Annotated in this window: 13 protein-coding genes; 4 read left to right on the top strand and 9 right to left on the bottom strand. The window is 58.6% G+C overall.

All coding sequences use genetic code 11. The annotated features are described in order from the left end of the window. Positions 1–6 precede the first annotated feature (6 nt). From citE to N5098_RS06750, 4 genes are all read left to right on the top strand, one after another. Positions 7–1,038: an L-malyl-CoA/beta-methylmalyl-CoA lyase gene (gene citE / locus N5098_RS06765; RefSeq protein ID WP_267636969.1), complete on the top strand. Its 1,032-nt coding sequence runs from the start codon at positions 7–9 to the stop codon at positions 1,036–1,038. Between the two features lie 191 nt (positions 1,039–1,229). Further along, the gene (locus N5098_RS06760; protein WP_267636968.1) at positions 1,230–2,597 is read left to right on the top strand and encodes a sodium-dependent transporter; all 1,368 of its coding nucleotides are present in this window, start codon (positions 1,230–1,232) and stop codon (positions 2,595–2,597) included. 72 nt (positions 2,598–2,669) lie between these two features. Continuing rightward, the gene (locus N5098_RS06755; RefSeq protein ID WP_267636967.1) at positions 2,670–3,659 is read left to right on the top strand and encodes an ArsR/SmtB family transcription factor; all 990 of its coding nucleotides are present in this window, start codon (positions 2,670–2,672) and stop codon (positions 3,657–3,659) included. Between the two features lie 74 nt (positions 3,660–3,733). Beyond that, positions 3,734–3,973, top strand: a complete 240-nt coding sequence (locus N5098_RS06750) for a DUF8151 family protein (RefSeq protein WP_267636966.1) — start codon at positions 3,734–3,736, stop codon at positions 3,971–3,973. A gap of 30 nt (positions 3,974–4,003) precedes the next feature. Here the strand turns inward: N5098_RS06750 and N5098_RS06745 are convergent, their stop codons facing one another. From N5098_RS06745 to ilvB, 9 genes are all read right to left on the bottom strand, one after another. Then, the gene (locus tag N5098_RS06745; protein WP_267636965.1) at positions 4,004–4,714 is read right to left on the bottom strand and encodes an archaeal proteasome endopeptidase complex subunit alpha; all 711 of its coding nucleotides are present in this window, start codon (positions 4,712–4,714) and stop codon (positions 4,004–4,006) included. Next, positions 4,714–5,415 carry a proteasome subunit beta gene (locus tag N5098_RS06740; protein ID WP_267636964.1) on the bottom strand — a complete coding sequence of 234 codons (702 nt, stop codon included), beginning with the start codon at positions 5,413–5,415 and terminating at the stop codon, positions 4,714–4,716. The genes N5098_RS06745 and N5098_RS06740 overlap by 1 nt, the downstream gene beginning before the upstream one ends. Before the next feature lie 109 nt (positions 5,416–5,524). After that, the gene (locus N5098_RS06735; protein ID WP_267636963.1) at positions 5,525–6,508 is read right to left on the bottom strand and encodes an isocitrate/isopropylmalate family dehydrogenase; all 984 of its coding nucleotides are present in this window, start codon (positions 6,506–6,508) and stop codon (positions 5,525–5,527) included. After that, complete coding sequence (gene leuD, locus N5098_RS06730) at positions 6,505–7,131, bottom strand: 3-isopropylmalate dehydratase small subunit (protein ID WP_267636962.1); 627 nt, start codon at positions 7,129–7,131, stop codon at positions 6,505–6,507. The genes N5098_RS06735 and leuD overlap by 4 nt, the downstream gene beginning before the upstream one ends. After that, the gene (gene leuC, locus N5098_RS06725) at positions 7,128–8,576 is read right to left on the bottom strand and encodes a 3-isopropylmalate dehydratase large subunit (protein ID WP_267636961.1); all 1,449 of its coding nucleotides are present in this window, start codon (positions 8,574–8,576) and stop codon (positions 7,128–7,130) included. The genes leuD and leuC overlap by 4 nt, the downstream gene beginning before the upstream one ends. After that, entirely contained in the window at positions 8,569–8,877 is a 309-nt protein-coding gene (locus N5098_RS06720) for a DUF7989 family protein (protein WP_267636960.1), read from the bottom strand. The genes leuC and N5098_RS06720 overlap by 8 nt, the downstream gene beginning before the upstream one ends. Before the next feature lie 35 nt (positions 8,878–8,912). Continuing rightward, complete coding sequence (ilvC, locus tag N5098_RS06715) at positions 8,913–9,935, bottom strand: ketol-acid reductoisomerase (RefSeq protein WP_267636959.1); 1,023 nt, start codon at positions 9,933–9,935, stop codon at positions 8,913–8,915. Then, positions 9,928–10,584, bottom strand: a complete 657-nt coding sequence (gene ilvN, locus N5098_RS06710) for an acetolactate synthase small subunit (protein ID WP_267636958.1) — start codon at positions 10,582–10,584, stop codon at positions 9,928–9,930. Before ilvN ends, ilvC begins: the two co-directional genes overlap by 8 nt. Continuing rightward, positions 10,581–12,413: a biosynthetic-type acetolactate synthase large subunit gene (gene ilvB, locus N5098_RS06705; RefSeq protein WP_267636956.1), complete on the bottom strand. Its 1,833-nt coding sequence runs from the start codon at positions 12,411–12,413 to the stop codon at positions 10,581–10,583. The genes ilvN and ilvB overlap by 4 nt, the downstream gene beginning before the upstream one ends. Between the last annotated feature and the right edge of the window lie 298 nt (positions 12,414–12,711).

Here is a 12,711-nt window from a genome sequence, read left to right as displayed (position 1 = left end):
CACACCATGACACGACTCTGTCGCACGTTCCAAACTGCACCGGCCGCCGTTCCCAAGGAGAATTCGGCGAAGTACCTCGAATCTGGCCTCACTGCTGAGGGATTTGAGGCACCCGACTGGCTCGTTCCGGATATCGAGGACGGGACCGCACCGGAGATGAAAGCCGAGGCTATCGAGAACACCGTCGACCGCCTGTCAACACTTGCGCCGTCATTCGGTGGCGAAATCTGGCCACGAATCGAGTGGGCTCACGACAGCAAGCGGTTACGAAAGCGGGGTCGTGAACAAATTACGACGCTTGTCGGGCAGGTCGGCGACCAGTTGGATGGAATTGTTGTGCCGAAAGTTGGCCGTTTAGCTGATGTCGAAGCAGCCAACCGTGCCGTTGCAGAGGCTGAACGCGAACACGGCTATGATGACGGGTCAATCGAGGTTGCGATTATTGTCGAGACGGCGGCCGCGGTGTCGGACCTTCATACGATTGCACAACTCGGCGAAAACGACCGTCTCGGGGCGTTTGTCTTCGGTCCTGTCGACTACACGGCGGACCTTGGAGGGCGGGCGATGGACAACGAGCGCCCACGCTGGAACGGTGTGCTTGAACGGCTATCGAACGAAGCATCAGCCGGTGGAATCGTTGCTATTGGTGGTCCGTTTGACCGACTGTTTGACAAACGAGCGGGCGTCACCTACTACAATGCACCCGGCTACGCCGACCAGATCGAACACGAGGCACGCATCGGCTTCGATGGCTCGTGGTCACTTCATCCTAAACAGACCGCGCAGGCAAACCGTATTCACATGCCAACCGCCGATGAACTCGACCGGGCAGTTGGAAATATCGAACAGTTCAACGACGCCAAACGCGACGGGACTGGCGCGGTCATTATCAACGGCCAGATGGTCGATGAAGCGACCTACAAGAACTTCGCCAACACGGTCGCGACGGTCCGGGCTATCGACGATACACACCCCTCGCAGACCGGTGAGTACTACGACGCCGCGCTTCTTGACCGAACCAGAGCGGTCGAACTCTAGAACTGGTCGCGCTGGTCACAGGGGCTGTAGACAAGTCACACGATTTCTCCGACTCGTACAATCTGTTTGACCCATACGAAACTATTCAAAACAGGGCTACACGATGAAACATAGCACCGTGTGAGACTGAATGAGTCCCGTTCTCGACTCATTACGGAACTTTCTTGAGTACCGTCCGTACACGACTGAATATGTCGGAACAACCGTCTAAACGAGAGGGGTGGTCGACCAGAGTGGCATTTATTCTGGCAGCAGTGGGAAGTGCTGTCGGTCTCGGGAACATCTGGCGGTTCCCGTTTATCACAGGGGAAAACGGTGGGGCAGGATTCCTGCTCGTCTACTTGCTTTTCATCGGTATCGTGGGCTTTCCAGCGATACTTGTCGAATTCGTCATCGGGCGCAAAACCGACCGTAACCCCGTTGGCGCGATGCGTGAAATTGGGCACGGAATCTGGAAGTACGTCGGCTGGGTGTTTGTCGTCACGACGTTCGTCATCATGTCTTACTACAGCGTCATCGCTGGGTGGACAATTCGTTATACAGTGCTTGGTCTGCAGGACGGGTACAAAGCAGATATTGCCGCCGCAGGCGAACAGTTCGGACAACTGTCGTCTGGGCTCGAAGCGATGGCCCTTCATGGCCTCTTTTTGCTCGCTATCATCGCCATCGTCGGCTTGGGCATCCGGCGCGGTATCGAACTCGCAGTCAAGGTGATGGTCCCGGCAATCATCGCTATCGTGCTCGGTCTGGCTGCTTGGGCGTCGACGCTATCGGGGGCTAGTGAAGGCTACTCGTTTTATCTCTCGCCCGACCTCGGTCGGATTATGGCTGACTGGACCTCGATTCTCCCGGCTGCGGCCGGTCAGGCTTTCTTTACGCTCTCGCTTGGATTTGGTATCATGATTACCTATGCTTCCTATATCGATGAAGACAGAAATCTCGCCACTGACGGCGCGATAATCATCTGCTTTGATACGGTTATTGCGGTGCTTGTGGGGCTTATCGTGTTTCCCATTCTGTTCTCTGCAGGTGTCGACCCCGGCGAACCCGGTCCGGGTGCTATTTTCGTGAGTCTGTCAGCGGCCTTTGGCGACCTTTCGCTTGGTGGGGTTGCGGGAGCGGTCTTCTTTGGCACAGTTATTATCGCGGCGCTGTCCAGTGCGATTAGCCTTACCGAGGTCGTCGTCTCTTATGCGGTTGACGAACACGACATTCCGCGACTCCGGGCGACGGTCCTTGTCTGTGCACTGCTTTTTGTCCTCGGCTTGGCGCCCGCCTACGATATCGTCCTGCTCTCGCTGTACGACGGACTCATGGACGGGATTTTGCTGATTCTTGGAGCGTTACTTATCTCCGTCTATGTCTCATGGGGCTGGTCCGATGAGGCACTCGAAGAACTCGAAAATGGAGTCGGCGACCTTGGACCGCTCGGGCCAACCTGGGTCTGGCTGGTTCGTATCCCCGTTATCGCCGTGTTACTGGTCTCTCTCTGGCTTGGCATTCTCGACTACGTTGATTTCCTTACTGGCGACTTCGCCGACTGGCTGGGCGAGTTGTAACGGTCATAGCCACAAGATACGGAGGCTGCCGTAGCCAACAAATCCTTATTTACCGAAGCCAAGGTTACTGCAATGACTGGAGGCCCGGCATCTGATGATTCGCTGCTTCCTCCCGGAAGTAGTGTCGACTCGGCGACGGAGCTTCACCCGACACCTGCGGCGGCATTCCAGCAGCTAGGCAACAAAGCTCGCGTGGATATCCTCCGCTTGTTGACTGCTGACGGTCCGTGCTCGTTCTCGACACTGTTTGAGGCCAGCGACAGCGACACCTCTGCGGGATTTGCCTATCACCTTCGGCAACTCGACGACCGGTTCGTCCGCCAGCGAGCCGACGAGCGCTGGGAGCTGACTGCTGCTGGCCGAGAGGCTGCACGCACAGTCGTCTCCGGGGAGTTTACTCGTGGCGTCGACCACGACGCGGTCACACTCTCTGAGCCCTGCCCGCTCTGTCACGAAGGGGCACTGACGCTTTCGGTATCGCGGAGTACTGCAGAGGTTGCCTGTAGTGGCTGTGGAGAGTCAGTGATGCGATTATCGTTCCCGCCGAGCGGACATATCCGTGACGAGGACGACCTTCCAGGGGCACTTGATACCTACCACAGAAACCGTATCCGTACGTTTGTCGACGGCGTCTGTCCCGACTGTGGTGGGTCTGTCGAGACGAGCCCGGAACTCGTGGGGTCAGACGGGGCCAACGGGGACCCCCTGACAGCACAGCTTGCCTGTTCGTGTACCCGCTGTCCGGCTAGCTTTGACTGTCCGGCAACGCTGTCGGTACTCGACCACCCGGCAGTTGTCTCTTTCTATGATGACCATGGACAGAACATCACAGAGCGCCCAGTCTGGAACGCTGGACCTGAATGGCGCGAGCGCGTGCTCTCGACGGAGCCGTGGTGTCTGCTCGTTCAGACCCAACTTGACGACGAGGTGCTCGAACTGTTTATTGGCGGTGACGGAGCCGTCCACGAACACCGCCGACGGTCTGAGGACGCCAGCGCACCCGCCGACGCGACTGATGTCCCAACCGAATCAGGTGAGCGTGGCGACGACGCTGCAGCCTAACTTTGTGTCGTGATTGTGACTGTATGACACCGCAGCCAACAACGTTATAAAGATAAACTGTTCTATATCATTGCATGTACGAAGAAGCATTCGACTTACTACTTCCGTTTGCCCTAACAGGCCTATACACTGTTATGGCGACGCTGTTTGCCGGACTCGGGTTCCTGTTTGAATACAAAAGCTACCTGTTCCTAAGCGGCGGCAAACTGTTTATCGGGCTTTGGGCGGCCGTAGTCGGCCTGATTGCTCTCAATGCATCGCTCCGCGTCACCAAAGATAGACTCACACAGCGACTTGGACTGGCACACTCCTAATCTGCTCAAACAACCTGTTTTCGGCGACCGTCAGAACTCTGTTTCCTCAAGCAGTGTTTCCTGTTTTTCACTCCCGAAGGGCTCGAACCCACTTTCGCGGGTCACAGCCACGTCGAGTGTCTCGCTTGTCAGCTCGCGGTCCTCAGATGCTAGCGCGCGCACGGCGACTTTTAGCCCTGAGTGCTCGTCGAGTCCCGTCTCGTACTCGGCTTCGAGGGACTCTCGGATGTCGCCGCTGTCTTTTCCAATCGCGGTTGCTGCCCACTCGGTTGGTGTCCCCGAGGGGTCGACCCCGTAAAGCCGTGGCGTCTCGACGAACCCACCTACGAGGACTGCGGCACCGAACGGGCGGGTTCCGCCGACCTGTGTCGATTCCTGAACGAAATCGGCGAGTGCCTTCGAGACGGTTTCGACGCCTGGCTGTTCATCGTACCGGAGTTGCTCTTGGTGAGCAAATCGCCGGCCGTACTCGACAAGCCTACGGCCGTCAGCGACGTGACCAGCCGTCGCGATACCAAGCTGTCCGTCGATATCTCGCAGCTTTTCGATGCTCTCTGGCACCACCAGTGACGACCGGGCGTTTCCATACGACGCGAATACCACGCTATCCTCGGTTGTCACTCCCACCGTTGGTCCGCCCCGTTCTACGGCCTCGCGGGCGTACTCAACCTGGTAGAGTCGGCCATCCGGAGAGAAAATCGTACTTCCCCGGTCGTAGGCCTGCTGGTTGTTCGGCTCCATCAGCTCGCACCTCCGTTCATATCGGTCACATCACCGATTTGGACGCCCTCTCTGGTTATAGTTGCGATGGTCACGCCGTTCCCGCTCGCTGTATCTCGTTCGCTTGCGGCCAGCACCGCGTCGGTTGCTACATCTGTCGCCTCGGAAACCGAGAGCTGTGGCTCCATCCGGCCTTCGAGAAGGCCATAGGCAGTCTGCATTCCGCTCCCACCCGCGGCGTAGCTGTCTTCGATAACGCTTCCGCTGCCATCGAGTTCAAAGACGTGGCCGCCCGTCTCGTCGACACCACCAAGCAGCGGTTGGACTGGCAGTCCTCGAACGAGGTGGCCTGTGGTCTTCGAGAGTGCCTTCATGCTCATCGGTTCGCCGTGGCGGGTCCGGTAGAGACTGGCCTCGGCCTGTAGAGAGTCGAGCAACTGCTGTGCCGGGCCGACCGCACCGGAGATTGCCATCGTCGCGGTCGAGTGGACCTGCGAGAGTTTCTCGACGTCTTTGCTGGCGGTAAACCGCCCACCAAGACTCATCCGTTTGTCAGCCCCCATCACAACGCCGTCTGCTGCAGCCAGAGCCACGATAGTCGTTCCCGTCTTGTAGGTTGGCCCATCGGCCTCGTTGGTCTCATATGCTGTCGTCCGCTCAATTGAGCCAACGGTCTCTCGTTCGAACCGCTCGTCGGTCTCAAACCGTGATTCGTACATCATGAGTAACAACGGGCTGTTGGGGGAAATATGTTATCTAAAATATATTTTAGCGACTGAGCTGGTAGGACTGTCTGTCGATATACGCAAATACACAACACAAGACGAACAGCTAGGTCAGCCGAGCGATAACAGCATCTCGGACCGATTCGGTTGATGCCGTCCCACCGAGATCTGGCGTGTGTGGACCGTCAGCAAGCACAGCTTCGACGGCCTGACGAACACGGGTACTCTCCTCGTCGTGACCCAGATATTCGAGCAACAGGGCCGCAGAGAGAATTGTCGCTGCTGGGTTTGCGACACCCGTTCCAGCGATGTCAGGTGCCGTCCCATGGACTGGCTCGAATAGAGCGTTCTCCTCTCCGATATTTGCCGAAGGCAACAGACCGAGGCCACCGACCAGTCCTGCCCCGAGGTCCGAGAGGACATCACCCGCAAGGTTCGGGCAGATGATGACGCCGTACTCTTCGGGATGCATGACCAGTTCCATCGCCAGCGCATCCATAAGTTCGGTGTTATAGGACGCGTTTCGGTTCGCTCCGACGCGTTCGACAGCATCGAGAAAGAGGCCGTCCGTCTCGCGCATCACATTCGCTTTGTGAGCGACCGTGACCTGCTCGTACCCGTTGTGATTCGCGTACTCAAAGCCAAAGCTGGCAACTGCTTTCGACGCTGTCTCGGTCACAACGCGGGTCAGCGTCCGCACGCCGTCGGCGACTTCGCTTTCGATGCCTGAGTAGACGCCTTCTGTATTCTCGCGGACAAAAACGAGGTCCGTCTTGGGGGCGACAGCATCGACACCCGGGTATGCACGTACTGGCCGCACGTTTACATACGAGTTGACAACCGACCGCAACGGAAGTATCACGTCCGCTGCTGTTTCCCCTGCTGCGCCAAACAGCGTCACGTCCGCGTCGGCGACAGCCTCACGCGTCTCATCGGGAAGTGCCTTGCCCCGCTGGGATTTCGTTTTGTCGCCAGCTTCGCTGTGGACGAACGACAGCGACACATCAAGCGTCTTCAACACGTCGACAGCGGCAGGGACAACCTCCCGGCCGATGCCGTCTCCGGGGACAACGGCGACCTCGTGGCTCATGACTTTCCTCCACCGATATACGGCAACTCCGAAGCCGTCGTCTCGATTGCCTGCTGGTTTGACTGCATGAGTGCCGTCGTGTCCCAAATGCCCTCGACTAGTGCCTTCCGCTGGCCCTCGTCGACGGTTGCATCGATAGCTGTTGACTCCCCGTAGCTAATCGTTTCCTCCTCTATATCTACCGAGATATCGCCGGTGGGGTGTGCCTCGACCCAGTCCTGAAGCGCCACAATCGCCTCCGCGCTTGCTGTCACTGTTGGAATCCCAAGCGAAAGACAGTTGCCCGCGAATATCTCGGCGAAACTCTCGCCGATGATGGCATCGATTCCCCAGCGCATCAGCGCCTGTGGGGCATGCTCCCGCGAGGAGCCACAACCGAAATTGGAGTTGACGACCAGTACAGTGGCATTCTCGTACTGTGGCTGGTTCATCGGGTGGTCTGTTGGATTGTCTTTTTCGTCGTATCGCTGGTCAAAGAAGGCGAACTGTCCAAGACCATCGAAGGTGACAACCTTCAGGAACCGGGCCGGAATAATCTGGTCGGTATCGATGTCGTTCCCTCGCAACGGCAGACCAGTCCCCGAAACGTCTGTTACTGACGGAACTGCAACGCTGTCGCTCATGCCGACACCCCCGGCTGGGAGCCGACCGTATCGTCATCTGTCGAGAGGTCACGAACGTCGGTCACCTCGCCGGTAATGGCAGCCCCAGCGACCATCGAGGGGTTCATCAGGACGGTCCGACCTGACGAGCTTCCCTGACGGCCGACGAAGTTTCGGTTCGAAGAGGAGGCACACACCTCGTCGCCGACCAACTGATCGTCATTCATCGCGAGACACATCGAACAGCCGGGCTCGCGCCACTCGAAGCCAGCGTTGACGAACACGTCACGCAGTCCTTCGGCCTCAGCCGCGGCACTGACGCGCTGGCTCCCGGGGACGACCAGTGCGCGTACGTCCTCGTGGACGTGTTTGCCTTCGACGACTCGGGCCGCCCGCCGGATATCGGGGAGTCGCGCGTTAGTACACGAACCAAGGAAAGCTACGTCGACCGCGTACCCCTCCATCGTCTCACCCGGCTCGACACCAATGTGTGTCTGTGCGTCGCGCGCACGCGCCTGCTTGTCTTCCTGTAGCGCCGTTGGCTTGGGAATCGGTTCGGTAATACCGACACCCTGTTCGGGTGTCGTCCCCCAGGTGACGACCGGCTCTAACTCTCCACCGTCGATGGTGATAACGTCGTCATACTCGGCATCCGCGTTGCTTCGAATTGACTCCCAGTATGGCCGGAGTCGGTCAAACTCATCGGGGTTCTCGGTGAAGTATTCGGTTGTTTTGAGCCACTCGTAGGTCGTCTCGTCAGGGTTGACGTAGCCAGCTCGTGCCCCGCCTTCGATAGACATGTTACAGAGACTCATTCGACCGGCCATGTCGAGGGCCTCGATGGCCTCGCCGGCGTACTCGTACACGTAGCCAACGCCGCCGTCGGTGCCAAGCCGTCGAATAATCTCCAGAATAACGTCTTTCGCGGTGACGGCCACACCCAACTCTCCTGTCACCTCGACTTTGCGGACTGCTTTTTTATCCATCGCAATCGTGCCCGTCGCAAGAACATCCCGAATCTGGGAGGTACCGATGCCAAAGGCTAGTGCGCCGAAAGCACCGTGTGTCGCCGTATGAGAGTCGCCACAGACGATTGTCTTGCCGGGTTGTGTAAGTCCCTGTTCTGGCCCGACAACGTGGACAATCCCCTGATTACCAGTTGTCGGGTCCAGCAGGTCGATACCTGCATCCTCGGCGTTTGCCTCTAGGGCCTGCATCATCTCTTCGGCGGCGTCGTCAGCGTACGGGCGGGACCGGTCGTCGGTCGGGACGATATGGTCGACAGTACCCAGCGTCAGGTCCGGACGGGCGACTTCCATCCCCCGCTCGTTGAGCATCGAAAACGCTTGCGGGCTCGTCACCTCATGGATAAGGTGAAGCCCGACGAACAGCTGGTCTTGCCCGTTTGGGAGCGTTGTTACCCGGTGAGCGTCCCAGACCGTGTCGTACAGTGTCCCCTCACTCATTTTTTACATCTGTTTCTTCTGTTCCGCGTTCGAAGGTCCGGTTTGGACCATCGACTGGCGGTGTGTGGTCTATCTCTTTCATTTTCTGGGTAAATTCACCGTCTGTCTCTGTCTCGTCAGCGGCGTGCTGTCCGCCATCGGCTCGTGCCGAGTGGCCTTCGTTGGCACGTTCAAACACCCGCCGCGTCCCATCGACCGGCGGTGTGTGGTCCATCTCTTTCATTTTCATCGGCTGGCCGTCGTCTCGGGTTGGTTTCTGCACTGTCTCTCTGTCTTCTGTCGTGGTGTTTGTCTCTGTCATTCGTTGTGTTGGTTGTCTCTACAGTCGTTTGTGTGTCAATCGTCCGCTGGGGCCGGCTCTTTTGACTCTTCGCCCCACGCGAAGAGTTCGCGCAGTCGGTCCCCAACCTCCTCTATCTCGTGGTTCTGCTCGGCGTGCCTGTACTGCTTGTAAGCTGGCCGATTTGCCTGATTCTCCGAAATCCACTCTCGGGCAAACTCGCCCGACTGGACGCCGTCGAGAATCGCTTCCATCGCCTCTCTGTCGACTACATCTTCGCCACGTGTCAGACCGCCGTACTCGGCGGTGTCAGAGACCGAGTTCCACATCTCCATGTGGCCACCTTCGTACAGCAAGTCGACAATAAGCTTGAGTTCGTTTAGACACTCGAAATACGCCATCTCTGGGGAGTAGCCAGCGTCGACCAGTGTCTCGTACCCTGCTTTGACGAGGTCGGTAACGCCTCCACAGAGCACCGCTTGTTCACCGAAGAGGTCAGTTTCGGTCTCCTCACGGAATGTCGTCTCGATGACGCCCGCACGGGTGCAGCCGATTGCTTGTGCGTAGGCAAGCGCCTGGGCGCTCGCCTCGCCCGTCGCGTCCTGATAGACTGCGAACAGGCCGGGGGTACCTTCGCCACGCTCGTAGGTTCGCCGAACCAGATGGCCCGGCCCCTTCGGTGCGACCATCGTCACGTTGACGTCCTCTGGTGGCTCGATTTGCCCGTAGTGGACGTTGAAACCATGGGCAAACTGGAGTGTGTCACCGGGGTCGAGTTCGGGTGCGACCGTCTCGTAGACCGACGGCTGTACCGTATCGGGGACAAGCATGACGACGATATCTGCCTCGGCGGCCGCATCGGCCGGTGTAGCGACGCGGAGTCCATCGTCTTTTGCGTGTTCACGCGACCGTGACGAGGGACGCAGACCGACAACCACGTCGACGCCGCTGTCGTCGAGGTTCTGTGCGTGGGCGTGTCCCTGGCTCCCGTACCCGAGTACCGCGACCGTCTTGTTCGCAAGCTGTGCACTCTCTGCGTCGCTGTCAGTGTATACTGTTGTGGTGAATTCGTCAGTCATCTGCGATTGTCTCCGTCTGAACTTGCGCCTCTGTCGGCGCTTGATTTGGTTCCGTAACCTGTGCTGTCGGTGCCTCACCGCGGGCAAGGGCAGCGTACCCCGTCCGGGTAATTTCACGAATATCGAACTGGCGGTAGGCGTCGATTGCGGCGTCAATTCGCTGTTCATCGCCCGTTATCTCGACCGTAATCGACCGTGGTCCAGCATCCAGTGTCTGTCCGTTGTACATCTCTGTGATTGCATTGACCTGGTCTGGACTATCGCCGTTTACTTTCACGATGACCAGCTCGCGCTGGACCGCGTCGTCAAGCTCCCGAACGGAAATCACAGGGATGCGCTTTTCGAGCTGCTTTTTGACTTGGTCGATGTTCGGGCGACTTTCCTCGACAACAATTGTCATTCTGGCGAGGTTGTCGTCGATTGTCTGTCCGACGGTCAGCGATTCGATGTTGTACTGCCGGCGGCTGAACAGTCCCGACACCTCGGCGAGGACACCGGGTTCGTGCTTGACTAGCGCCGACAACACCGCTCGTTTGGGTTCGTGTGGTGTCCGGTCGGCGTTCTCGACGGGGATTCCCTGCGTGGTCCGTTCCCCGTCGGGTGTGGTCCGCTCTTGGGGTGCGTCGCCGGGGAGTTCGCCCTGACTCATTCTAACCCCTCCAACTGTGTTTCGTTCAGTGCAAAGCGGGCATTGTCACCGCCGCTTGGAACCATCGGGTAGACGTTCTCCTCAGGGTCGATATGGGCGTCGACAACCGACGGGCCATCGTACTCACGCGCTGCCTGTAGTGTCGCTTCGACAGCATCGGTGTCATCGAGGCGGAACCCACGAGCGCCGAAGGCTTCGGCCAACGTGTCGAACTCGGGAACCCAGCCGTACTCCGAGGCCATGTGTCGGCCATCGAAGAAGCCGTCTTGCCACTGCCGAACCATCCCGATTGCCTCGTTGTTTAAGACGACGACAGTGATATCAAGGTTTTCACGAACTGCAACCGACAGCGACTGGATTGTCATCAGAAACGACCCATCGCCGTCGAAACAGACGACCTCTTTCTCGGGTGCGGCGACCTTCGCGCCGATGGCGGCGGGCAGGCCATAACCCATCGTACCGAGTCCGTGACTCGACACCCATGTCCGGGGTTCGGTGTACTCCCAAAACAGGCAGGCCCACATCTGGTGTTGGCCGACGCCTGTCGTGACAATCGTCTCGTCTGGTGTCACCGTATCTGCCATCTCGACGACGTACTCCGGTTTGAGTGGGTCGTCTTCGGGCATCTCGTAGTCGAGTGAGTACGTATCGACCCACTCCTCGCAGGTTTCACGCCATTCCTCACAGTCAGGCGCAGTCTGTATTCCATCGTCAAGTTGGGTGAGGACTTGGTGTGCATCGCCGACCAGCGGATACTCTGTGAAGATGTTTTTGCTCATCTCGGCAGGGTCGATATCGATGTGAGCAACCTCGGCGTCGGGCGCGAACGTATCGACGCCACCGGTCAGTCGGTCGTCAAAGCGTGTGCCGACGCCCAGCAGGAAATCGGCGTTCGCCAGCGCAAGGTTGGCATACCCTGTGCCGTGCATTCCGGCCATACCCATCGACAGCGGGTCGTCCTCGGGGAACGACCCCAATCCCGGCATCGTCGTGACGACTGGAATCTTGTAGTCGCGAGCGAATGCTCTAAGGCGGTCACTCGCTTCGCCTTTGATGACGCCGCCGCCGGCGAGAATCACTGGACGCTGTGCCGCTTCTAGTGCCTCTGTCGCGGCCGCGACAACTACGTCGTCTGCGTGTTCTGGCGGGCTGTAGGTATCTGGTGTCTCTGGGGTGTCTGGCTTGCTGGTCGTCTCACCAAGCGTGATATCTTTTGGGAGGTCGACCAGCGTTGGCCCCTGCCGTCCATCGTTGGCCAGTGCCCATGCCGTCCCCACTTCATTGCCAACTGTCTCGGAGTCCTGTGCGAAGCTGTTGTGTTTTGTCACTGGCTGTGTGACGCCGGTCGTATCCGTTTCCTGAAACGCGTCGCTTCCGACAAACTCCGTTGGAACTTGCCCGGTCAACGCGAGGAGTGGGTCCGAATCCATGCTTGCGTCGGCGATTCCAGTGACGAGGTTTGTCGCCCCTGGTCCAGATGTGGCGAGACAGACCCCCGGCTCGCCCGCAACAATGCCGTACGCGTCCGCTGCGTGTGCTGCGCCCTGCTCGTGTGCCATCGTGATGTGACGCAACTGATCGTGCTCGTAGAGTGCGTCGTACACGGGCATGATTGCCCCGCCCTGAACACCAAAGAGATGCTCGACGCCGGCGGCTTCTAGCGCCGCGACAACCGCATCAGCTCCTGTTTCGACTCCGTCGGCCCCTGGACGCTCGCCTGCTGTTGTCTCAGGTGCTGGTGCATCCTCAACCGTTGAGTCGTTCTGTTCGTGTCCGTCTGTGCCTGCCCGCTTGCTGGCAGGTCGTTGCTCCTGTGCTGTCCTGTCCATGTGTCTATCTGCTGTGGCTGTTGCTTGGTGACGATGCGGTCGGGGTAATAAAGGAGAAGGTAGTGTAGGGGCTATGCCCCTACAATAATACCGAGGAAAGCAATACCGCTGGCGGCGTTGATTGCCGTGGTGCCAGCGGTCCGTCTCATTACTACATCTTTCCTGTTGCCGCGATATATAACAGTTTCGAGTCTGTCGCTGTAGCTCCCCAAAACGGTTGGACCACCCACCACGACAGGCGTCCAACATCGCTTTCCTCGAACCAGACAGCGGTATCTGCCCGTTATCGCTGCTGTAT

It is taken from the genome of Halovenus rubra (assembly GCF_026586665.1).
In the GTDB taxonomy this organism is placed as follows: Archaea; Halobacteriota; Halobacteria; order Halobacteriales; family Haloarculaceae; genus Halovenus; species Halovenus rubra.
The sequence above is the reverse complement of the archived record's forward strand: the minus strand, read 5'-3'. Positions and strand labels throughout refer to the sequence as shown.

Excerpts from the sequence above, each read along its gene's own strand:
- citE (WP_267636969.1), top strand. The coding sequence starts at position 7 with ATGACACGACTCTGTCGCACGTTCCAAACTGCACCGGCCGCCGTTCCC.
- N5098_RS06760 (WP_267636968.1), top strand. The coding sequence starts at position 1,230 with ATGTCGGAACAACCGTCTAAACGAGAGGGGTGGTCGACCAGAGTGGCA.
- N5098_RS06755 (WP_267636967.1), top strand. The coding sequence starts at position 2,670 with ATGACTGGAGGCCCGGCATCTGATGATTCGCTGCTTCCTCCCGGAAGT.
- N5098_RS06750 (WP_267636966.1), top strand. The coding sequence starts at position 3,734 with ATGTACGAAGAAGCATTCGACTTACTACTTCCGTTTGCCCTAACAGGC.
- N5098_RS06745 (WP_267636965.1), bottom strand. The coding sequence starts at position 4,714 with ATGGAGCCGAACAACCAGCAGGCCTACGACCGGGGAAGTACGATTTTC.
- N5098_RS06740 (WP_267636964.1), bottom strand. The coding sequence starts at position 5,415 with ATGATGTACGAATCACGGTTTGAGACCGACGAGCGGTTCGAACGAGAG.
- N5098_RS06735 (WP_267636963.1), bottom strand. The coding sequence starts at position 6,508 with ATGAGCCACGAGGTCGCCGTTGTCCCCGGAGACGGCATCGGCCGGGAG.
- leuD (WP_267636962.1), bottom strand. The coding sequence starts at position 7,131 with ATGAGCGACAGCGTTGCAGTTCCGTCAGTAACAGACGTTTCGGGGACT.
- leuC (WP_267636961.1), bottom strand. The coding sequence starts at position 8,576 with ATGAGTGAGGGGACACTGTACGACACGGTCTGGGACGCTCACCGGGTA.
- N5098_RS06720 (WP_267636960.1), bottom strand. The coding sequence starts at position 8,877 with ATGACAGAGACAAACACCACGACAGAAGACAGAGAGACAGTGCAGAAA.
- ilvC (WP_267636959.1), bottom strand. The coding sequence starts at position 9,935 with ATGACTGACGAATTCACCACAACAGTATACACTGACAGCGACGCAGAG.
- ilvN (WP_267636958.1), bottom strand. The coding sequence starts at position 10,584 with ATGAGTCAGGGCGAACTCCCCGGCGACGCACCCCAAGAGCGGACCACA.
- ilvB (WP_267636956.1), bottom strand. The coding sequence starts at position 12,413 with ATGGACAGGACAGCACAGGAGCAACGACCTGCCAGCAAGCGGGCAGGC.